We start from the raw sequence: 21,943 nt of genomic DNA on the forward strand, positions 1-21,943 counted from the left end.
ACACTTTCCATCAATATCACCTGCTCATTCCTCCGCGCTATTCGGCGCGGATGCTAACGTCGCAGGTGGGTCAATTTTACTCGCTCATAACCCACCCAAGTGGGTCAATTTTGCATGCCGATTCACAGTTTTGGGGGATCTGCAGGCGGGAGGAGTGCTTTCAACAGAACTGGCCCAGCGGATAGCCGTCGCCTTGCCCGATATTCTGGAAGAGTATGCTTACTATCAAGGCAGCCTCCCGGTTCCGTCGATGGCCGAGCTTCCCACTGTGCGACAACAGGTCCACCGATTGTCGGGTCTTTTGAAGGGCAAGTTTCCCGTGCTTGCCGATGTTCACTCCCGGTTGAAGTTAGATCCGCTCCCCGAAGTCCGCGACATCCGTGCAGACCCAGCGGAGTAGGAGCACACGACGCAGCTTGATGCATTTGAGGCAGCAATATCCCCCAAGTCGCGGTCTGAGCCCCTAACTGTCCTGGTCAGGGCGGTTGCGGCCCCTTTCTATGGCAATTGCGGTCCGAAACCTGTCAATTGCGGCAAGTTTGCCCGCAGATGACAAAAACCACGCGGCGGCGGCTAGAACCACTGTCCCGGCTCCATCAGGCCCAGATCCAGAAGCTGGCGCGAGTGCCATTCAAAGGGGACAGAATTGTGCCATTTGAAGGTGTGGATATCGAAGGTCGAGCCGGGATTGCGTTTCAGCGCTTTTGCCGTGCGAAAGGATACAATGGCGGCGGTCAGGTTGTTATGCCACGGGCAGGCATAGGTATTGTATTCCTCATCGGTGAATACATGCTCTGGCCGTAGCTTCAGGCCCGGTTTCGCCCGGAAAACTGCGATACGGTCGATGTTGCGCCGCCGCGCGGGAATGTGTTCTTCGTAGCGCCAGCGCAATCCGCCAAAGAAATCCAGCTGGCGCTCTTTTGGATATCCGTTGTTGTCCGGATCGGGGCGCGCCAGGGCGTAATAGCCCGATTTGTCCAGCCAAGTGTCTTTTAGCGAGACAGCGCCTGGGTGTCTGGTCAGATCGCCAGCGTAGATATCCACGACATAGGCAAGCATCGCATCGCGCCTCTCTTCGGTGTGAAAGGCCAGCAATTCACCGACGCTGCGCGACTCGCAAAAAGGATAGAACAGATATTCGGCGTTGAAACAGTAATACAGCCAGGTTCCGGGCGCTGCGGCACCGATAAGGCGGTTCATCGCGTCCAGGTGACCGACGGCGGCCACGTCGTGATCGACGCGGACAATGGTGCCGCCCGGGTCCGATTGCAGGCTGAACGCGGCAGGCAGAAACATGATGACTGACACGAACCCCAGCGACACATGGTGGCGCAGGGTCGTCTCCAGCTCTGCGTCATCTTCGGCAAAGATCAGCGCAACCGGCCCCTTGGCCAGATGGCGCGCGCCGCGCGCGCACAGATCGTGGACAGATGTGTAATGCATACCGCTCTTTTCGTTTTGCGCGTCAGGGTCTGTCAAATTGCCGCGCATTGCAAGATGGCGCCGCTGTGTTATAGGCATCCATCACCCAACGCGCACAACCCGGAGGCCCTGTCATGGCCGAGCCAAAAAAGCTCTACATCAAGACATATGGATGTCAGATGAACGTCTACGATTCCGAGCGCATGGCCGAGGCGATGGGCGGCGCGGGCTATACCGAGGTGCAGACAGCCGCCGAGGCGGATATGATCCTGCTGAATACCTGCCATATCCGCGAAAAGGCCGCGGAAAAGGTCTATTCCGAGCTGGGCCGTTTTCGTGACCTGAAGGACGCGAACCCCGATCTGAAAATCGGCGTTGCGGGCTGCGTCGCGCAGGCCGAGGGCGCGGAAATCATGCGCCGCCAGCCGCTGGTCGATCTGGTGGTCGGTCCGCAAAGCTATCACCGTTTGCCGGAAATGGAGGCGAAGGTGCGCGCGGGCGGCACCGCGCTGGACACCGATTTTCCCGAAGAAAGCAAGTTCGAGCAGCTGAAGGCCCGCCCCATGGCAAAACGCACACCGTCCGCGTTTCTGACCGTGCAGGAAGGCTGTGACAAGTTCTGCGCGTTCTGCGTCGTGCCCTATACCCGCGGGGCGGAGGCATCGCGCCCGGCAGCGCGCATTCTGGACGAGGCCAAGGGTCTGGTGGATCGCGGCGTGCGCGAGATCACGCTTCTGGGCCAGAACGTCAACGCCTATCACGGGGCAGGGCCGAAGGGCGACGACTGGACGCTGGCACAGCTGATCTGGGCGCTGAACGATATCGGCGGGCTGGAACGGATCCGCTTTACCACCAGCCACCCCAACGACATGAGCGACGATCTGATCGAGGCGCATGGAAGCTGCGCCAAGCTGATGCCCTACCTGCATCTGCCGGTGCAGTCGGGCAGTGACCGGATTCTGAAACGGATGAACCGCAGCCATACGGCCGACAGCTATATCCGGCTGATCGAGCGCATCCGCGCGGCGCGGCCTGATTTGCTGCTGTCAGGCGATTTCATCGTGGGTTTCCCCGAGGAAACCGAAGCTGACTTTCACGCGACCTTGGACCTGATCGCGCAGGTCCGCTATGGTCAGGCGTATTCCTTCAAATACTCGACCCGCCCCGGCACCCCCGCCGCCGAGCGGGCGCAGGTGGACGATGCCGAGGCCAGCGCGCGGCTTCAGCGGCTTCAGGCGCTTCTGACCCGGCAACAGCGCGAGATTCAGGACAGCATGGTGGGCCGCGAGGTTGACGTTCTGGTCGAGCGGGCAGGGCGCCAGCCCGGCCAGATGGTGGGCAAGTCGCAATATCTGCACGCGGTTCACACCATGGCGCCGGATGCGGTGGCGGGCGATATGCTGCGCGTGCGCGTCACCGGCACGTCGACCAATTCGCTGGCGGGCGAATTGATGCCGGGATGCGCCCGTCCGGCCTGACCGGCGCATTCCTGTCCGACCAGCACCGGCCAGCACCGGCCTGCGCCACCGAGAATCGCCGGACGCGCGTGGGCGCCGCGCGATCCCTCATGTGGTGGCGCGGCGGCCACTTGCCACGATACATGCCCCTTGTACCATGTTTTTGGCGGTATTTTTGCTTCACAAGGCCCGCAAAGCTGCTAAGGTTGCTGCATAATCAAGTGTTTGGGACATGCTTATTTTGCATCTCCTGAATGGGGGAACAGGAGAAGGATTTTGGGTGTGGCAGGAAGACTTTCCACGTCGCTCCGCAAGGCGGGGGGCGCATGCGCCGCTATCGCTTTGGGCGCGGCTGTCGCAATATCGGGTGTCATCTCTGGTGGGGCCGTCATGGCCCAGCAGACCACCATTATCGGTGAAAGCTACATTCCGACGATTTGGGTCGATCCCGACGGGTGCGAGCATTGGGTGATGGATGATGGCTGGGAAGGCTACATGTCGCCCCACACCAACCGTCAGGGCATTCCGGTCTGCCGCCGGGGCAACGTTTGCGGCGTGATGAACTCAGACCAGCTTTTCCATACTGACAGCGCCAATATCAACGCGGCCGGGCGGCAGCATCTGATGAATTTCTTCCGCCAGACCGGTGCAGTATCCTACATTATCACGGGCCATACTGACAGCCGCGCATCGGACGAATACAATATGGACCTGTCCCTGCGCCGCGCCAATTCGGTCGCACGTGTGGCCCAGCAAAGCGGCGTGCGCATCGCTGATGTGCGCGGCTATGGCGAGCGGATGCCAAAGGCGTCCAACAATACTGCGGCGGGCATGCAGCAAAATCGCCGCGTCGAAATCATTTGCATCCGCTAAAGGGGACCGGACATGAAATTTGTTAAACTGGCCGCCTGCCTCGGCGTTGCGATTGCGCTGGCGGGCTGTGACGCCCCCAAGCGGGATAAAACCGTTGACCGCGGCATCGACACCAAGCATCTGAGCCAGCTCAAGGCCGGCGTCTGGATTGATCCAAATGGCTGTGATCACTGGATTATCGACGACGGCGCCGAAGGCTATCTTTCGGCGCGTCTGGACAAATACGGCAAACCCGTCTGCTCGGGCACCGCACCGCCGAACACGGCTGTCGGCCCGTTCAAAAGCGGGTCGTCCGTGTCTGACCCGATCTGATCGGGATCATCGCGCTCTTGGCGCCATCTGAACGGCCAGACGATGCAAGCCGCGTACCATTGGTGCGCGGCTTTGCATTTGATGCTGTCCGCCGGTGCGCGCAACTCTGGCTTGAATCCGGCGGCGCGGATTGGCACCATGAGGTCGGTGGCCTATATGACACGGTGACTGACCCTCACCCATTTCCAGAAGCGGAGACCTGATTGCCAACTTCCCCCACGCAAGGCGCAGCCCCCACGGGCGACATGCATAGTCAGGTCGTCGAATTTTCGGACAATTTTCTGCTCATTGATCTGTGCGGCGCACATGACCGCAACTTGGCCGAAATCGAGCAAAAGCTGGATGTGCAGATCCTGCGCCGGGGCAACCAGCTGGCCGTGCATGGCGAGGCGGCGCAGGTTGCCGAAGCGGTGGATGTTCTGCAGGCGCTGTATCAGCGGCTGGAGACCGGCAAGGATTTTGTCCCCGGCGACATCGACCGCGAATTGCGCATGGGCGGCGCAGGTGCGGCGGCCACGCCCGAGGACGGCCACCAGCTTGAGATGTTCAAGGGGGGCCGGGTCGAAATCAAGACGCGCAAGAAACTGGTTGAACCGCGCACCGCGGCGCAAAAGGCCTATGTGCAATCGCTGTTTGAAAAAGAGCTGGTCTTTGGGATCGGCCCCGCCGGCACGGGCAAGACCTACCTGGCGGTGGCGGTGGGCGTGTCGATGTTCATCGAGGGCCATGTGGACAAGATCATCCTTGCGCGCCCCGCCGTGGAGGCGGGCGAGAAGCTGGGCTATCTGCCCGGCGATATGAAGGACAAGGTCGATCCCTACATGCAGCCGCTCTATGACGCGCTGAACGATTTTCTGCCGGGCAAGCAACTGGCCAAGCTGATCGAGGACAAGAAGATCGAGATCGCGCCGCTGGCCTTCATGCGGGGCCGGACGCTGGCCCGCGCATTTGTGGTGCTGGACGAGGCGCAGAACGCCACGACCATGCAAATGAAGATGTTCCTGACCCGCCTTGGCGAGGGCAGCCGCATGGTGGTCACCGGCGACCGCACCCAGATCGACCTTCCGCGCGGCGTCGCGTCGGGCCTGCATGATGCCGAGCGTCTGCTGAAGACGATTCCAAAAATCGGCTTCAATTACTTCACGGCCACGGACGTGGTGCGCCACCCCCTGGTTGCCGCAATCATCGAGGCGTATGAGGCTGATGGCTGACCGTATTTTCAAGCGCCGCAAAACATGCGTTTTGCGCGGCGCAATGCGCTTGCATTGCGGGTCCAGCCCATGCTGACGGACGTTATGATCGAGGATCGGCGCTGGCATGCGCTGGGGCTGGAGCCGCTGGCCGAGCGTGCTGCCGCCGCCACCCTGGCGCATCTGGGCATGGATCCGGGCGCGTTTGAAATCAGTATTCTGGCCTGCAATGACGCGCGCATCGCTGTGCTGAACGAGGATTTTCGCGGCAAGCCGCAGCCGACAAACGTGCTTAGCTGGCCCAGTGCCGAACGGGGCGCGCTGCGCGACGGTGGCGTGCCTGATCTGCCACTGCCCGGCCCGGATGCGGAACTGGGCGATATCGCTATCGCTTATGGCGTTTGCGCATCCGAGGCGGCTCTGGGCGGCAAACCGCTGGCCGATCATGCGACCCATTTGATCGTGCATGCGGTCCTGCATCTTCTGGGCTATGACCACACGCGCAGCGGCGACGCCGACTTGATGGAATCGTGTGAGGTTGCCATCCTTTGCAAATTGGGCATAGCTGACCCATATTGACCGCAGGCACCTGCCGCACGCAGCGGCGGGCATATTATTATTTTGGAATTGAGTGTAATGGGCGACAGCACCGACAGTATCGACGCATCCTCTAGCGCAGCGCAATGCGCGCAGCCCCAGAGGCTTGATGAACCTGAAAAGACGGGCGATGACGACGAAAACAGCGGGTTTTTCCGCCGCATATTCGGCGCCTTCAGCTCGTCCGAGCCGGAGGCCGCCACCGAGGAGGCAAGGCCCGCCTCGCAAAAGGGCCGCGGCCTGATCAACCTGCGCGATATGGTGGTCGAGGATGTGGCCATCCCCAAGGCCGACATCGTGTCTGTCCCGTCAACCATAACCCAGGCCGAGCTGGTCCACGTGTTCCGCGACAGTGGCATGTCCCGCTTGCCGGTGTATGAGGGGACGCTGGATTCGCCCTGCGGACTCATTCACCTCAAGGATTTTGCGCTGCGCCACGGCTTCAACGGAGATGCCGAAGACGCGTTTTCGCTGCCGGAAATGCTGCGCCCGCTGCTGTATGTGCCGCCGTCGATGCGCATCGGCGTGCTGCTCCAGAAGATGCAGACAGACCGGCGCCACATGGCGCTGGTGATCGATGAATATGGCGGTGTTGACGGTCTTGTCACCATCGAAGACCTGATCGAGCAGGTCCTGGGCGAGATCGAGGACGAGCATGACATAGGCGAGGATGCCCACTGGACCGAGGAAAAGCCCGGCTGCTACATCGCGCTGGCCAAAACCCCGCTGGAGGATTTCGAAGAGGCAATCGGCCAGTCGCTGACCGACGTCGATGACGTCGACGAGGAAGAGATCGACACGCTGGGCGGCCTGGTTTTCATGCTGCTGGGCCGCGTTCCAGTGCGCGGCGAGGTCGTGGAGCATCCGGGCGGCACCACCTTTGAGGTGGTCGATGCCGATCCACGCCGGATCAAGCGGCTGCGCGTACGCGTCCCTTATGCCGGCGCCCATGCCTGACGCCGCCGCGCGGCGCTGGATCGCGGCGCGCGGGCGGTGGGGGCAGGCGGGGATCTGCGCTGCCTTGGGCGCCGCCGCTGCGTTGGGGCAGGCACCCTGGGGCCTGTGGCCGATGACAGTCATAGCGTTTGCGGGGGTCTACGGCTGTTTTTCGGTCGCAATCGGCTGGCGCCGCGCCGTGTGGCTGGGGCTGGCGGCGGGGACCGGGTATTTCGCCGTCGCGCTGAGCTGGATCATCGAACCGTTTCTGATCGACGTGGCGCGCCATGGCTGGATGGCGCCTTTTGCGCTGGTGTTCAGCGCGGTCGGCTTCGCGCTGTTCTGGGCCGGCGCGCAGGGGATCGCGCGGCGTCTTGGTGGAGGCGTGATCCTCTGGGCGGTGCTGCTGACCCTGTCCGAGGCGCTGCGCGGTTGGCTATGGACCGGATTTCCATGGGCGCAGCCGGGTCATGTGCTGATTTCCACGCCGATGTTGCACTGGGCCTCTGTCGGGGGGGCATTGCTGCTGACCTTTGCGGTCCTTATCGCCGGCGCGGCGCTGTGGCATCTGACGCTGGGGCGCCGGATAGCTGGCGGTGCGGCGCTGGCGGTGCTGGGCGCGTTGTTTCTGGCTGCGCCATTGTCTGGTCCTGCGCCGCTGCCGGGTCCGGATGCGCCGATTGTCCGGCTGGTTCAGCCCAACGTGCCGCAGGCGGAGAAATGGGATCCGGCCCATATGCAGGATCACTTTGACCGGCAGATGCGCTTTACCCATGCGGGCGGCGTGCCGGATCTGATCGTCTGGCCGGAAACATCCGTGCCGGGTCTGCTCAACCATGCGGGCGAGATTCTGGACGCCATAGCCGGGGCAGCGCGCGGCGCGCCTGTGGTGCTGGGTGTCCAAAGGGCCGAAGGCGCGCGATATTTCAACTCGCTTCTGTTATTGGACGGGCAGGGCAATCAATCGGCGCTGTATGACAAGCATCATCTGGTGCCGTTCGGGGAATACGTGCCGTTTGGCGATCTGCTTGGCCGGTTTGGTATCCGGGGTCTGGCGCAGCAGGCGGGCTATGGATATTCGCCGGGTCCGGGGGCGCGCCTGATTGATATGGGGCCGCTGGGATCGGCGCTGCCGCTGATCTGTTACGAGGGGGTTTTTGCCCGCGACGTGGCCGCGGCACCCGGCCGGGCCGACTTCATGCTGCTGATCACCAATGACGCGTGGTTCGGGCAGCTGTCCGGCCCGTTCCAGCATCTGGCGCAGGCGCGGCTGCGCAGCGCCGAGCAGGGGCTGCCGATGATCCGCGCGGCCAATACCGGCGTGTCCGCAGTGATTGACGCCGCCGGGCAGATTACCGCCGATATCGGGCTGGGGCAGGCGGGATATCTGGATGTGGCGCTGCCCCCGCCCGCGCCGCCGACGCTCTATGCGCGCAGGGGGGACTGGCCCGCATTGGCCCTGCTGGCGCTGTTGGGGGGCGTCGCCGCGCTGATGCACCGCAGACGCAACTTGGGGCTGCGGCGCCGATAGCGATTGACCTTGCCGCGCGGCCCGGTTTACGCAGGCGCAGACCGTCGCAACGGCTTCCTGGCGTGGCGGATTTTCATAATGGAGCGACCCCATGGCACGACAGAATTATACGCTGACCTCCGAGTCCGTCTCGGAAGGGCATCCCGACAAGGTATGCGACCGCATTTCCGACGCGATCCTTGATGCCTTCCTTAGCAAAGAACCCGAGGCGCGCGTCGCCGCCGAGACTTTTGCCACCACAAACCGCGTCATCATCGGCGGCGAAGTGGGGCTGGCGGACAAGGAGATGCTGACCGAATACAAGGATCTGATGTCCACGGTGGTCCGCGACTGCGTGCGCGACATCGGGTACGAGCAGGACAAATTCCACTGGCGCACCCTTGAGGTGACCAACCTGCTGCACGAGCAATCGGCGCATATCGCCCAAGGGGTAGACGCGCGCGAGGACAAGGAGGAGGGCGCCGGCGATCAGGGCATCATGTTCGGCTACGCCACCACCGAGACCGAAGAGCTGATGCCCGCGCCGATCCAGTTTTCCCACGCGATCCTGCGGCGGCTGGCAGACGTGCGCAAAGACGGCTCCGAGCCATTGCTGCTGCCGGATGCCAAAAGCCAGCTTTCGGTGGTGTATGAGAATGGCAAGCCGTCGCATATCAGCTCGATCGTGCTCAGCACGCAGCATCAGCAATTCGACCAGGGCGGCAGCCACGCGCTGACCCCCGGCGATGTGCGCGACATTGTCGAGCCCTACATCCGCGAGACGCTGCCCGAAGGCTGGCTGCGCGATGATACGGTCTGGCATGTGAACCCGACCGGGACATTCGTCATCGGCGGACCTGACGGCGATGCGGGCCTGACGGGGCGCAAGATTATCGTGGATACCTATGGCGGCGCGGCGCCCCACGGCGGCGGCGCGTTTTCGGGCAAGGATCCGACCAAGGTCGACCGTTCGGCCGCCTATGCCGCGCGCTATCTGGCCAAGAACGTGGTTGCCGCCGGTCTGGCCGAACGCTGCACGATCCAGTTGAGCTATGCCATTGGCGTGTCTTATCCGCTGTCCGTCTACGCCGATACGCACGGCACGGGCGATGTCGATCCGGCAGCGATTGAACAGGCGGTCCGCGCGTGCATGGACCTCAGCCCGCGCGGCATCCGCGAGCATCTGTCGCTGAACCGGCCGATCTACCAGCGCACGGCTGCCTACGGTCATTTCGGCCGCGCACCCGAAAGCGACGGTGGTTTTAGCTGGGAGCGGACCGATCTGGTTGACAAATTGCTGGCCAGCGTCTGATTCATCGAGGCAAAGGAATGCGCCGGGGCGCATACCGGTCCTTTCACGCGGCGGCCAATGGCCGCCGCGGCGCGTTCGGCGGGCGGGAGCATGGCCATCCGATATGCGCATTGCGGTGCGGGCGTTGATGCGTCTTCGGTGAAAGCGCCGCATTGTGACGCCGTGAGCCGGCTCAGGTTTCCAGTTGACCGAGGCCAGATTTACTTCCGACACCGCATCGGTGCCCCTGTGCGCCGTTATACATTTGCACCGCGTCAACTTCCCGGCGCCAGGATTTCTGCCATCCGCTTGCGCGTCAGCCCACGGGGCCGCGCGACCCGCGTTTCTGAGCCGCAATGGATACACCGTGGACGTGTTTCTGCTTGCCGGTGCAGCATGTCCGCCAGAAACCTGATTGCGTGTCGTGAGGGAAGTATCGCACTGTCATCGCGAGCCAGCGCAAGGGCGGTTGCCGCGCGCGTCAAAGCATTGGGGAGACATCGGAAAATGAAATGGGCACGGGCAATAAGGGGCGATGGGACCGAAGTGACAGGTGTGATTGCAGGCGACATGCTGCATCCCCGTGCCGCGCTTGGCTCCGATTCGGCCACCGGTGAGGGTATCCCGCTGGGCGATCTGACGTTGGTGGCCCCTGTCGTGCCGGGCAAGTTCATAGGCCTTTGGAACAATTTCAGGGCAGCCGCTGAAAAGGGCGGGATGGAGCACCCCGCGCACCCGTTGTACTTTTTCAAGGCAGACACATCTCTGAGCGGTCCGGGGGCGGAAATCGTGCTGCCCGCTGCGGCGGGCCGGGTGGTTTTCGAGGGCGAGCTGGGCATCGTGATCGGCAAGACCTGCAAGAACATCGCGCCCGAGCAGGCCGACGATGCCATTTTCGGCTATACCTGCATCAATGATTTCACATCGCTCGATATCCTGAACGCTGACCCGTCCTTTCCGCAATGGACCCGCGCCAAAAGCTTCGACGGTTTTGGCGTCGCCGGCCCGGTGATCGAGACCGAGCTTGACTGGACGGCGCTGACGATCAGGGTTCTGGTAAATGACCGTGAGCGGCAGTCCTATCCGGCGGGCGACATGATCCTCTCGCCACAGCAGATCGTTAGCCACCTGTCGCAGGATATGACGCTCAACCCCGGTGATCTTATTGCCTGCGGCACGTCCATTGGCGCCCGCCCGGTCAAGCCGGGCATGCAGGTAGCCGTCGTGATTGACGGGATCGGCAGGGTGGATGTGACGATGGCGGAACCGCCCGCAGACTGAGCCTGCGCGCGGATCGCGGACCACCTATCGCAAGAGAGCCGGACAAGCGGCGTGTCCTGCCTTTAGAAGGCGGGGCACGCCTGCGCGCGCGGTGCGGATTGAGCGGCGAGGGGCGACGGCAGATGCCGCCTTTGCCGGGCCTCAGATGCGCCACCTTCGGATAAATCAAGCAAGGCGCAGATTGCTTGGCCAGCGCGCGTGCCGTCTTGGGTCCAAATCCATTGTATACCGCCGGGTACTGAAAAACATATTAATTACAAAGGCTTAAAAATCTCGAAAAATAGAGACAGCGCGTAAATTTCAAACGAAAACCACTTGACGAAACAAAATTGCGCGCCTTATCTGGCGGCGAGCGCGCAACATTATTGCGCGGCGGATCCTGCTCACCGACATGCAGCGCCGCGATAATGAGAAGACTGCCGGAGGAGGCGTAGCGATGATAAAATCTATCCTGGTTCCGGTGCGCGGTGACGGCATGGTGGCGACCGTTCTGGCCCACGCGGCCGAGCTGGCCAAGAAACACGATGCGCAGGTCAATGTCGTGCATTGCCGGGCGCAGGCCGGGGATCTGATACCGCAGGGCATCCTTCTGAACAGCTTCGCGCGCAAGGTGATGATGGAGCAGGCGGTCGAGCTGGCAAACCGGCAAGAAGACCACCTGCGCGGTATATTGAAGCGCCTGTCGCGCGATTTCGGGCTGACCCAGAACGGGGGCGAAGACGGCACCGCGAACTGCACCTTTTCAGAGGAAACGGGGCGCATGGCCGATGTGGTCAAGCGCGCGGGCCTGCTGTCGGATCTGATCGTCCTGCCCAAACCCCAGCGGGAGCGGAATCTGGGCCACAGCTCGCTGAAGGCGGGGCTTTATAGTGCGGGGCGTCCTGTGCTGATGTGCCCCGGCCAACTGCAACCGGACGAAACCTTTGCGCAGCATGTGGCGATTGGCTGGAACGGGTCGCTGCCTGCGGCGCGCGCCGTTGCGTCCTCGCTGGATATTGTCCACGCGGCCGACCGGGTCAGCATTTTGACCGGGGGCAAGGTGCAACCGCACGGCCCCCCCGCCGAGGAGCTGGCGGCATATTACGCGCTGCGCGGCATCAACGCCGAAATCGTGCACCTGGAAGGTCGGGAGCCGGCGACCGAGCTTCTCGAGACGTGCAAGCGGATTGACGCCAGCCTGCTGATCATCGGGGCCTACAGCCACAACCACCAGACCGAGATGCTGTTCGGAAGCAACACCGAGCGGTTGGTGGACAGAACTGAAATGCCGATCCTGATGGCCCACTGAACCATCCAAGCAACCGAACAATTTAGGGATGAATACGCTATGAAATTGACAAAAAGAGCCTTCCTGGGACTTGCGGCGGGTGCTGCCCTGACCAGTCTTCCGATTTCTGCAATGGCCCAGGACTGGCAGCCAACGCGCCCGATCGATTTCACGATCATGGCCGGTTCCGGCGGCGGCGCGGACCAGATTGCCCGGTTTGTACAATCGGTTGTCGAAGCGAACGATATGACGAACCGCCCTTTGATCCCGACCAACCGTGGCGGCGGCTCGGGCGCCGAGGCGCTGCTGCATCTCAATACGGTGCGCGACCCCGATCACACGCTGATGGTGACGCTGAACTCGTTCTATACCACGCCATTGCGTCAGGATGGTCTGGGCGTTGATATCGAAACCTTCACGCCCATCACGATGATGGGGGTCGATCCCTTCGTATTGTGGGTTCACCGGGACGCAGGCATCACCACGTTCGAGCAGTACCTGGAAAAGGTGCGCGCGCTGGATGGCGGGTTTGTCATGGGCGGCACGGGGACGGGCCAGGAGGATTCGATCGTGATCGCCTATCTGGCCGGCGCCTACGACCTGAAAATCAAGTATATCCCATATGATGGCGGCGGCGCCGTGGCCAAGGATCTGGCCGGCCAGCAAATCATGGCGACCGTCAACAACCCCGCCGAGGCCAAGGGATTTTATTCGTCGGGTGATTTCGTCCCGCTCCTGGCCTTCTCGGACGCGCGTATGGACGCCTATCCGGACGTGCCGACGCTCAAGGAAAAGGGGCATGATTTTTCCTACTACAACCAGCGGGCCATCGTCGGCGCGCCCGGCATGTCAGACGAGGCGGCAGCCTATTACCGCGAGGTGTTCGGCCAGGTCTATGACAGCGACGACTGGCAGTCCTATCTGGTGTCGGAAAGCCTGTCGCCGCTGCTGATGGACGAGGCCGAGACGCGCGCCTACTGGGCCCGGCAGGTTGCAACCCACCGCCAGCTTCTTGCTGACATCGACGGCTAAGCCATAAAACGGAAAGGGGGCAGAGATGCGCCTAGGTGAGATATCACTCGCAGGGCTTCTGGCCCTCTTTTCCATGTATCTGATGTGGAAAAGCACGGAACTTCCCATCGGGTTCATTCGCGGCCAGGGGCCGGGCGGCGGGTTCTGGCCGTTCTGGCTGTCGGCCGGGATGCTGCTCAGCTGCCTTGTCATCGCACTGAACTGGTGGCGCGGCAAAAGCCCGGCCTCCACCTCGGACGAGCCGCTGATGGACGCCTTCGGATGGCGCACGGTCATCTTTGTGGGCGGCGGCGTCGCCGGGTTCGTGGCGCTGGTGTCCGTCGTGTCGATGTACGGGGCGGTTGCGATCTTCCTTGTCTATTACCTGCGTTTTCTGGGGCGGCATTCATGGCTGCTGACGCTGGCAATCGCACTGACGCTGCCTGTTGGCCTGTTCTTTTTCTTCGAGGGCGCGATGCAGATCTCGATGCCGCAAGGTTTGCCGTTCACGCAGCCATTTTTCGACCTGATGTACGACATCATCTACTGACGCAGCCCGGAGCCGAGTATCACCATGGAAATTCTCTCTTTTCTAAGCGCCGGCGTTCTAACCGCGCTTGAGCCGATCAATCTGGGGCTGATTTTGGTTGGCGTGACGGTGGGGCTGTTTATCGGCGCGATGCCGGGGCTGGGATCGGTCAACGGGGTGGCCATCCTGTTGCCCATCACCTTTCTGGTGCCGCCGGCCTCTGCCATCATCTTTCTTGCGGCGATCTATTACGGCGCCATGTATGGCGGCGCGATTTCGTCGATCAGTCTGGGCATACCGGGCGCCTCGACGGCGGTGGCGACCACCTTTGACGGACGGCCCCTGGCGCTACAGGGGCGGGCCAGCCTTGCGCTGGTGACGGCGGCGCTGGCATCCTTCGTGGGCGGCACCGTTGCGACCGTGTTCTTCACGCTGTTTGCGCCGCTTCTGGCCACTGTCGCGCTCAACTTTGGCCCGCCGGAGATTTTCGCGCTGATGCTGCTGGCCTTTGCGACCTTTGTGGGTCTGGGCGGCGACGATATTCCCAAAACGGTCTTTTCGATCTGCTTTGGCCTCGTGCTTGCCACGGTCGGGTTTGACACCATCTCGGGCGAGCCGCGGCTGGTGCTGTTCGATATTCAGGGATTCATGCGCGGCATCGGGTTTATCGTCCTCGCCATCGGCGTCTACGGCATCGGCGAGATGATCTGGACGATCGAGCAGACGCGCGGCGAAATCACCTCGACCAACCCCAGGATGACCGCAAGGGGGCTTGTCTCGGACGCCAAGGAAGCGGTGCGCCGGGGCTGGAAGGGCACATGGATCGGGTCGATCCTTGGCTTTTTCGTCGGCGTGCTGCCGGCCGCGGGGGCCACGCCCGGCTCGCTCATGTCCTACGGCGTGGCCAAGATGGTGTCGAAGACGCCGCAGGAATACGGCAACGGATCGCCCGATGGCGTGGCAGCCCCCGAGGCGGCCAACAACTCTGCCTCCACCGGGTCCATGCTGCCGATGCTGACGCTGGGCATTCCCGGCTCGCCCACCACGGCGATCTTGCTGGGCGGCATGGTGATGTGGGGGCTGACGCCCGGCCCGCGCCTGTTTCTGGACGAAAGCGAATTCGTCTGGAGCCTGATCGGATCCTTCTACATCTCGAACGTGGCGGCGGTTCTGATCAACCTTGCGTTCATCCCGCTGTTCGTGTGGATGCTGCGGATGCCGTTCACCATCCTGGCGCCGCTCATCTTCGTGCTGTCCATCGTCGGCGGCTTTGCCGCGTCGCGCAGCATTCATGATCTGTGGCTGATCGTGATCTTTGGCATTGCGGCCTTCTTCATGCGCAAATTCGACTACCCGCTGGCCCCGGCTGTTCTGGCGATCGTGCTGGGCCCCATTGCCGAGCCGACATTGCGCCAATCCTTGCTGCTGTCCTCGGGGGATCCGACAATCTTCTTCACCCGGCCCATCGCCGGGCCGATCACGGTGATCGCAATCGTCCTGATCCTTTTGCCCGCGTTCAGGCTGCTGCGCCGCAAACGCGTGCCCGCCCAAGGCTGAAAATGCCTTGAGCCCGGCACAGCAACCAAGCCCCGGAAAACACCAAACGAAATGAAAGACACGCCATGCAAAGACTTGAAGACCTGATCCAGCGCCACCCCGAAGACGCCCGTGCCATCGGCGCACCGGGCCGCGACTGGATGACCTACGGCGATCTCAGGGCGCAGGCGCAGGCCGTGCGCGCGGCATTGCGCGGCGCGGGCATTGGCGCAAGTGACCGGGTGGCCATCGTGCTGCCCAACGGCCCGGAAATGGCGACCGCCTTTGTCACCGTTGCGCAATCGGCCACCACGGCGCCGCTGAACCCGGCCTACAAGGAAGACGAATTCGCCTTCTATCTTGAGGACCTCAAGGCGCGCGCCATCATTGTCGAGGCCGGCTATGACGGCCCCGCCCGCGATGCGGCGGACCGCCTTGGCATGACCATCATCGAGCTGTCCGCGACCGAGCCTGCCGGCAGCTTCACGCTGTCCACGGATGCGGTGGGCAGCGCGCCTGATGCAGCGCCCACCGCCGATGATGTCGCCCTGATCCTGCACACCTCCGGCACCACATCGCGCCCCAAGATCGTGCCGCTTTTGCAATCCAACATCGCCGCATCGGCGGAAAACATCCGCGCCTCGCTGGATCTGACGTCCGAGGATTGCTGCCTGAACGTGATGCCGCTGTTTCACATCCATGGCCTGATTGCCGCGGTCAGCGCGTCGCTGGCGGCGGGCGCGTCGATCAGCTGCGCGCCGGGCTTTGATGCGCTGAAATTCTACGGCTGGCTGGAGGAAGTCGATCCCACCTGGTACACCGCCGTGCCGACCATGCATCAGGCCATTCTGGCCCGCGCCCCGCGCAACGCCGATATCATCGAAAAAGCGCGCCTGCGTTTCCTGCGCTCCTCGTCGTCGTCCTTGCCCGGTCCGGTGATGACCCAGCTGGCGGACACGTTCGGCGCGCCGGTGGTCGAGGCCTACGGCATGACCGAAGCGGCGCATCAGATGTGCTGCAACCCGATTGCGCCGGGCCGCCAGAAACCCGGCGCCGTCGGCCTGCCCGCGGGGCCCGAAGTGGCCATCGCGCATGAGGTGGAAAACCGTCTGGTGGACGGCGTCGGCGAAATCGCCATTTCCGGCCCCAACGTCACCCCCGGCTACGAGGCAAACCCCGAGGCCAACGAGAAGAACTTCTTCGAAGCGGGCGGCAAGCGCTGGTTCCGCACCGGCGATCAGGGCATGTTTGACGCGGACGGCTATCTGTCGCTGACCGGGCGGCTCAAGGAAATCATCAACCGTGGCGGCGAAAAGATCAGCCCGCTGGAGGTGGATGGCGTTCTGTCCGATCACCCGGCCGTCGGGCAATGCGTGACCTTCGCCGTCCCCCACGCCAAGCTGGGCGAGGATGTGGCCGCCGCCGTCGTTCTGAAAGAAGGCCAGAGCGCCACGGACCGCGACATTCGCGATTTTGCCAGCGAACGGCTGGCCGCGTTCAAGGTCCCGCGCAAGATCCTGATCCTGGACGAGATCCCCAAGGGCGCGACCGGAAAACTCCAGCGTATCGGCCTTGCCGAAAAACTGGGCCTGAGCTGAGGAGCGCGCGATGAAGATCTGTATTTTCGGCGCCGGCGCCATCGGCGGCTACATGGGCGCAAAGCTGGCACAGGCCGGGGCGGATGTCAGCCTTGTCGCGCGCGGCCCGCACCTGAAGGCGATGCGCGAAAACGGCCTGCGCCTGATCGAGGACAGCGGCGAGACGACCGTAGATGTCACCGCATCGGACAATGCCGCCGACCTGGGGCCGCAGGATTACGTGATCGTCACGCTCAAGGCGCATTCAGTGCCATCCGTCGTGCCGCATATGCAGCCGCTGATCGGCGACAATACCACAATCGTCTCGGGCGTGAACGGGGTGCCGTGGTGGTATTTCCACAAGATCGGCGGCCCGCTGGAAGGCACGCGGCTGGAAACCGTCGATCCGGGGGGCGTCCAGTGGGACGGCTTTGGCCCGGACCGGGTGCTGGGCTGCGTGGTCTATCCCGCCGCCGAGGTGGTCGCGCCGGGCGTGGTCAAACATATCGAGGGCAACCGCTTTTCCCTGGGAGAGCCGGACGGATCGAAATCGGACCGCGCGCTGGCCCTGTCAAAGGCCCTGGGCGCGGCCGGGCTGAAGGCCCCGGTCCGGCCCAAGCTGCGCGATGAAATCTGGGTAAAGCTGTGGGGCAACCTGTCGTTCAATCCGATCTCGGCGCTGACCCATGCAACGCTCGACGTGCTGTGCACCGATCCCGGCACGCGCGAGGTGGCGCGCAACATGATGCTCGAGGCGCAGACAATCGCCGAAAAGCTGGGCGTCAGCTTTCCCATCGACGTGGACCGCCGCATCAAGGGCGGCGCGGATGTGGGCGCCCACCGCACCTCCATGCTGCAAGACCTGGATCAGGGGCGCCCGATGGAAATCGACGCGCTGGTCAGCTCCGTCAAGGAGCTGGGACGCATCACCGAAACACCGACGCCCACCATCGACATCGTGCTGGCCCTGATCGCCCTGCGCGGAAAAACCGCCGGCCTTTACGGCACCTGACGCGCGCGCATCGGCAGGGCCTGCGATACGCGGCTTTGTGCGCGGTTCATTGCGAAGGATACAGCGCATGGAGGAGGCGCCACCGCGTCTGCGCGCCGATCTGCTGGCGCGGTGGCTGAGCTGTTTCGCACGGTTCGATACCACGTGACCTGTGAGAGGGCTGATCATGCCACGTTTAGTCGACCCCTGACAAATAAAACTGAATGAAATCAATGTACGGTAAAGATGGGTGTGGGCGATAGTGCCCACACCCCACAACCGCTCTGTTTACTCAAAGAATTGTTTGAACAGGTTAGCGTTCAAGCATTGTTAAGGATCTTCGAAGGTCTCGCGCTCCATCCCGGAAAGGTTATCCACCAAACCGCCGTCCACGTGACTTCCAACCGTGTTTCGGGATTCGCCCTTCCAGATTTGCCATGAACATGTCGGGGTGATGTTGCCTGATGTCAGTCACGACCTGAACGCCGGTCAGGTAGATGAACCGGCTGACCGACTTCAGCTTTTGTCGGCAAATGCCCTCCTGCGCGCGTGATTTCCGGATCATGCGGACGGCCGCGCCGAAGATGTCCGCCGCGCCAATGCGATCCCTGGTGACGTTTTCGGCGATCCCGTCGAACTTGCCTTCTCCCGGCTGGCCGTGATCCGCCCCGTGATGAGGTCACCGAAATCAGTGATGCTGACGGGTTTCGCGGTGGCTTTCGGCGGCAGAGGGCACCCCCGGCACCGGGGGCATTCCAACGGGACCATCCGTTGTGGATGGGGGAGACCTGCGACACGCGATATGTTGATGTCCTCGCGCAGACCATCCTCCGCCACGCTTTCCGGAACCAGCGCCTCGATCCGGTTTCGCAGAGCTTTCTGCGGGGTCATCGAAAGCATCCGATTCATGCGCGCGGTTATCTTTGCGCAGGACTTGAGGGTCTGTCTGCGATCTGTCGCCCCGAGGGAGGCCATCACCGGTCGGTAGTCTGTGGCAAGCCCCGGCACGCGGCGGCGGCTTGTGTAAACAAGCGTGCAACCAACCGCTCAGATCACCAGACCACCTTACTGGCGCCGCTGCGTCCAAACGAAAATTCCGGAAATTTGGCTGGGGTGGTAGGAAACCCAGCGTGATGATGCCATTCATCGACTTACTGTGCCAAAGCCAAAAACTGGGGCATAATTAGGGGCCTTTTAGCGTTCTGGATGGGGGTAATGTACCAACCACCGGGATCGATGTCTTTTTCTGGGGCTACAGGGCTTCTGAGGCTGTCTGGGGAGCAACTTGGTCGGGGTTAGGCAAAAAAAGAGGGAGTGGTTGTCCCCGCCCGAACACCCATGAGGATGCCCGGACGGGGAACTCATTTTATTTTGGATCAGTATGGAACACTCTTGCTGACCACGTAATCTGCCAGCCACTGCCAGTAGGCATCCGCACTCTTGAAGCCCTGATCCTGTGCGGCAACGTCTTCAGCCTCAGAAAGCGAAAGGCCACCATCGTACTGTGCGATAGCGGCCCTTTCCTCGAATGCATCGATGTCTGGTATGCGTGTCATGGGGAACATCCCCCCGGCAACCTGACCTGATCCACAATGTCCCGCTTCTGCTCGTCCGAGATACCAGCCGAGTAGATGCCATACGTGATGCCATTCTCTGATCGCGCCGACTTGTGGCCCACGATACTGGCCGTGAAGTGCTCAGGGACGCCAGTTCGTTCGCACTGGGTGATGAACCACTTACGGGTAGAGTGGAACACCAGACCCGGTCGATCCATCCCCAGCGCCACCCTGATCTTGGCAAACCGCTTGGTAATGTCGTTCACCTTTAGGTCTGGGAACAACGGACCAGACACAGGCAGATCCGAGAGGACGGGTTCGAGCGCAGCATGTACTGGTACCATCCGTTCAGCCGCATCCGTCTTTAGGAGCCGGAGTCTGTTGGGGCGGACATGGAAAAACTGCCCAAGATTGCCTTTCGGCACAAGATCTTCCCGGAGCAACCCCGCTGCTTCCCCAGCCCGCATGCCGGATAACAGGCAGACAAGCAGCACTTTCCCGATGGCTGGATCGTTCAGCCCCACCAACTGCTTGGCTTCCTTATCCGTGGGCACGGCATAGGGCTGCTGCCTTACTTTGGCGTCGAAACGGACTGACGCGAATGGATTGACGGCCAGTTCGCCCTCGTACACGCACCAATCCAGCCAGTGATTAACCTGCGACCAGATGCGACGCTGTGTGCGACCAGTGATCCGAGCGGCCCCAGTCCGGGACCATACCACCGATGCATCCAGCGACATGCCCCGCGTCCGTTCTGACTTACCGATAATGGGGCTGAGTTGGGCGATCAGAGACAAGAATTCGCGCCCTTGATCACGGGTCAGTTCGACCAGTTTCAACTTACCATACTTGGACTGGAACAGTTCGACCGAGTAGCGAACACTCTTGAAGCCACTTGGCCGCAGTTCGTTCTGTCGCAGTATTAAATATCGGCGTGTTGCTGATCCGACTGTCACCCTTGGCTGCACCACGGCCCCGTATCGTACAGGATCAGAGTGCCGCAGGGTGGCACGAAGTCTAGCAAGAGCCAATTCCGATGGGGTGGTCCATTCGTCGGTGGCATTAGCGTTCACTGGGACAGCGCCCTGTGGCAGAGACAAGGCACCAGACAGCGCCTGCTGAACCGTATCGTCGTAGCGGAGGTTTACCTCAGCCGCCCTTTGTCGGGCAACCTTGGCATCGCTGGTCTTCAGTGACTGCTTCAGGGCCTGCTGGCCCATGAGCGCAGCCACGTCCTTAGGATAATTACGCCTGTAGAGCCAAGTCTGGCCCTTCAGATAGGCATAGCGAATTCGGGCAGACGACATGGTCTGTTCCTTTCGTTCTAGAATGTGGGATGGGTTTAGTCGATGACCCGCAGGATCATCTCGATTTCAGGCTCACCGTATGCGCCAGAGAGTGGCCCGGTCAGGGCTTGGCCGCACACGCAGTCGTCGTGGACCTCATCGATCAGAAAGGCATGCTCTGAGATATCGTCGAAAGCCCGGATGATGACGCGAACACCGGGGGCCAGCTTGAGGTTGTTGTTGGGTTTATTTCCCATGCCTAACCCCTCCGCGTAAACAGATCCGGCAGGACAGCCCCCAGCGTCAAGCTCAGTGGAAAGGGGTATGGTAGGGGCTTTAGCCAGTCAGGCAGGCCAGCCAGCACGAGAAGCGCACCAGCGAGCATCTGTGGGACTGACAAGTGAAGGTCGAAGCGCCGCCTTAGGCCCCAAGACAGGGCCAGCCGAAAGCCGACCCCAGCTGCAGCAAGCAGCGTGAAGGTAGTGGACATCTATACAACTCCATTAAGGTTTCTTTATATAGATGCTTGTATTTTCTTTCTATTTTTGCTGAAGATACGCTGACTGCAGCACGCGTCGATTATCTGTCACTCTAAGATAAGTCCAAAACTGCTCGAAGGGGGGATCCCCATTCAAGATAGCGATGGTCGAAACGAAGTATTCCACTTGGGGAGCCTAATACATGGATCTAAAGATGAAATTTAAAGTAATAGCCTTGGCAACCACGCTTGCGATCGCGGGTTGCGCAGAGACTTCTGTTCAACCTATGTCCAAGGACACATTCAAGGTTCAAACCCATGCGGCTCCAGCGTGCGGTCCTACTGGTGCTCGAAACTTGGCTTTTAAGGCTGCTGCAATCGAAGTGATAAGAAAAGGCGGCGATGCGTTTATTATAGAAGGGGATCACACGGCATCAGGCATGACTGGTGATGTCTTTAGTGGCTTTAACCAGAATTTCCAGCAAGGCATGGTCGTACGAATGATACCGTCTAATTCTCCTCAAGCAAAAAACGCACTTTCTGCAAGGTCAACGTTGGGTGCCAATTGGCAGGAGGTCGTCGCTAAAGGGGTGCCAAACACTTGTGGGTAAAAAGAGGATGCGAGACCACTGTTCGGAATCGCAATTGGTGGTAATACTGGCCCAGCCAGCAAAGCCGCTAGTGCTACCCTTGGCATAGGCAAGCTGACTCAGACCACCCATCACACCATTACCACCCCCGTCCGGGCATCCTCATGGGTGTTCGGGCGGGGACAACCACTCCCTCTTTTTTTGCCTAACCCCGACCAAGTTGCTCCCCAGACAGCCTCAGAAGCCCTGTAGC

22 protein-coding genes and 1 riboswitch are annotated in these 21,943 nt (G+C 61.8%); of the genes, 17 read left to right on the top strand and 5 right to left on the bottom strand.

The features are described from left to right. A partial coding sequence (locus DQ230_RS17285; protein ID WP_203228098.1) for a hypothetical protein occupies positions 1 to 400 on the top strand: 400 nt, incomplete at its 5' end. A 173-nt stretch (positions 401 to 573) separates the two neighbouring features. Here the strand turns inward: DQ230_RS17285 and DQ230_RS15405 are convergent. Next, positions 574 to 1,443 (bottom strand): glycosyltransferase family 2 protein, encoded by an 870-nt coding sequence (locus DQ230_RS15405; RefSeq protein ID WP_113913507.1) that lies wholly within the window; start codon positions 1,441 to 1,443, stop codon positions 574 to 576. Positions 1,444 to 1,556: 113 nt separating this feature from the next. Between DQ230_RS15405 and miaB the strand changes: the two genes are divergently transcribed. The 15 genes from miaB (at position 1,557) to DQ230_RS15480 (ending at position 17,801) form a co-directional block, all read left to right on the top strand. Next, a complete protein-coding gene (miaB, locus tag DQ230_RS15410; RefSeq protein ID WP_113913491.1) occupies positions 1,557 to 2,900 on the top strand; it encodes a tRNA (N6-isopentenyl adenosine(37)-C2)-methylthiotransferase MiaB in 1,344 nt (447 codons plus the stop codon). Between the two features lie 369 nt (positions 2,901 to 3,269). Continuing rightward, complete coding sequence (locus DQ230_RS15415; RefSeq protein ID WP_113913508.1) at positions 3,270 to 3,752, top strand: OmpA family protein; 483 nt, start codon at positions 3,270 to 3,272, stop codon at positions 3,750 to 3,752. A 12-nt stretch (positions 3,753 to 3,764) separates the two neighbouring features. After that, a complete protein-coding gene (locus tag DQ230_RS15420; protein ID WP_113913492.1) occupies positions 3,765 to 4,064 on the top strand; it encodes a hypothetical protein in 300 nt (99 codons plus the stop codon). A 245-nt stretch (positions 4,065 to 4,309) separates the two neighbouring features. Then, complete coding sequence (locus tag DQ230_RS15425; RefSeq protein WP_113913493.1) at positions 4,310 to 5,275, top strand: PhoH family protein; 966 nt, start codon at positions 4,310 to 4,312, stop codon at positions 5,273 to 5,275. 69 nt (positions 5,276 to 5,344) lie between these two features. Beyond that, positions 5,345 to 5,833 (top strand): rRNA maturation RNase YbeY, encoded by a 489-nt coding sequence (gene ybeY / locus DQ230_RS15430; RefSeq protein ID WP_113913509.1) that lies wholly within the window; start codon positions 5,345 to 5,347, stop codon positions 5,831 to 5,833. 57 nt (positions 5,834 to 5,890) lie between these two features. Continuing rightward, complete coding sequence (locus DQ230_RS15435; protein WP_113913494.1) at positions 5,891 to 6,808, top strand: hemolysin family protein; 918 nt, start codon at positions 5,891 to 5,893, stop codon at positions 6,806 to 6,808. Next, on the top strand, positions 6,801 to 8,318 hold the full coding sequence (lnt, locus tag DQ230_RS15440) for an apolipoprotein N-acyltransferase (RefSeq protein ID WP_113913510.1): 1,518 nt from the start codon (positions 6,801 to 6,803) through the stop codon (positions 8,316 to 8,318). The genes DQ230_RS15435 and lnt overlap by 8 nt, the downstream gene beginning before the upstream one ends. Positions 8,319 to 8,356: 38 nt before the next feature. Beyond that, a riboswitch (SAM-SAH riboswitch) is annotated at positions 8,357 to 8,404 on the top strand. Between the two features lie 5 nt (positions 8,405 to 8,409). Further along, the gene (gene metK, locus DQ230_RS15445) at positions 8,410 to 9,609 is read left to right on the top strand and encodes a methionine adenosyltransferase (protein ID WP_113913495.1); all 1,200 of its coding nucleotides are present in this window, start codon (positions 8,410 to 8,412) and stop codon (positions 9,607 to 9,609) included. 486 nt (positions 9,610 to 10,095) lie between these two features. After that, positions 10,096 to 10,869 carry a fumarylacetoacetate hydrolase family protein gene (locus DQ230_RS15450; RefSeq protein WP_113913496.1) on the top strand — a complete coding sequence of 258 codons (774 nt, stop codon included), beginning with the start codon at positions 10,096 to 10,098 and terminating at the stop codon, positions 10,867 to 10,869. Positions 10,870 to 11,305: 436 nt separating this feature from the next. Further along, positions 11,306 to 12,157, top strand: coding sequence for a universal stress protein (locus tag DQ230_RS15455; RefSeq protein ID WP_113913497.1), 852 nt, complete (start codon positions 11,306 to 11,308; stop codon positions 12,155 to 12,157). A 39-nt stretch (positions 12,158 to 12,196) separates the two neighbouring features. Beyond that, positions 12,197 to 13,168, top strand: a complete 972-nt coding sequence (locus DQ230_RS15460) for a Bug family tripartite tricarboxylate transporter substrate binding protein (protein ID WP_113913498.1) — start codon at positions 12,197 to 12,199, stop codon at positions 13,166 to 13,168. 25 nt (positions 13,169 to 13,193) lie between these two features. Next, entirely contained in the window at positions 13,194 to 13,697 is a 504-nt protein-coding gene (locus DQ230_RS15465) for a tripartite tricarboxylate transporter TctB family protein (protein WP_113913499.1), read from the top strand. Between the two features lie 24 nt (positions 13,698 to 13,721). After that, positions 13,722 to 15,233, top strand: coding sequence for a tripartite tricarboxylate transporter permease (locus DQ230_RS15470; RefSeq protein WP_113913500.1), 1,512 nt, complete (start codon positions 13,722 to 13,724; stop codon positions 15,231 to 15,233). Positions 15,234 to 15,298: 65 nt separating this feature from the next. Beyond that, positions 15,299 to 16,810 (top strand): acyl--CoA ligase, encoded by a 1,512-nt coding sequence (locus DQ230_RS15475; RefSeq protein ID WP_113913501.1) that lies wholly within the window; start codon positions 15,299 to 15,301, stop codon positions 16,808 to 16,810. Between the two features lie 10 nt (positions 16,811 to 16,820). Then, positions 16,821 to 17,801: a 2-dehydropantoate 2-reductase gene (locus DQ230_RS15480; protein WP_113913502.1), complete on the top strand. Its 981-nt coding sequence runs from the start codon at positions 16,821 to 16,823 to the stop codon at positions 17,799 to 17,801. Positions 17,802 to 18,150: 349 nt separating this feature from the next. Here the strand turns inward: DQ230_RS15480 and DQ230_RS17160 are convergent, their stop codons facing one another. The 4 genes from DQ230_RS17160 to DQ230_RS15495 form a co-directional block, all read right to left on the bottom strand. Beyond that, complete coding sequence (locus DQ230_RS17160; protein WP_162497471.1) at positions 18,151 to 18,345, bottom strand: hypothetical protein; 195 nt, start codon at positions 18,343 to 18,345, stop codon at positions 18,151 to 18,153. A gap of 811 nt (positions 18,346 to 19,156) precedes the next feature. Continuing rightward, positions 19,157 to 19,336, bottom strand: a complete 180-nt coding sequence (locus tag DQ230_RS15485; RefSeq protein ID WP_113913511.1) for a hypothetical protein — start codon at positions 19,334 to 19,336, stop codon at positions 19,157 to 19,159. Next, positions 19,333 to 20,643 (bottom strand): DUF6538 domain-containing protein, encoded by a 1,311-nt coding sequence (locus tag DQ230_RS15490; RefSeq protein ID WP_113913503.1) that lies wholly within the window; start codon positions 20,641 to 20,643, stop codon positions 19,333 to 19,335. The genes DQ230_RS15485 and DQ230_RS15490 overlap by 4 nt, the downstream gene beginning before the upstream one ends. A gap of 35 nt (positions 20,644 to 20,678) precedes the next feature. After that, positions 20,679 to 20,879 (bottom strand): hypothetical protein, encoded by a 201-nt coding sequence (locus tag DQ230_RS15495; RefSeq protein WP_113913504.1) that lies wholly within the window; start codon positions 20,877 to 20,879, stop codon positions 20,679 to 20,681. A gap of 436 nt (positions 20,880 to 21,315) precedes the next feature. Here DQ230_RS15495 and DQ230_RS15505 point away from each other — a divergent pair, with 436 nt between their 5' ends. Then, complete coding sequence (locus DQ230_RS15505) at positions 21,316 to 21,711, top strand: hypothetical protein (RefSeq protein ID WP_113913506.1); 396 nt, start codon at positions 21,316 to 21,318, stop codon at positions 21,709 to 21,711. Positions 21,712 to 21,943: the final 232 nt, after the last annotated feature.

The sequence above is a fragment of the Roseovarius dicentrarchi genome (assembly GCF_003316635.1).
Taxonomy (GTDB): Bacteria; Pseudomonadota; Alphaproteobacteria; order Rhodobacterales; family Rhodobacteraceae; genus Roseovarius; species Roseovarius dicentrarchi.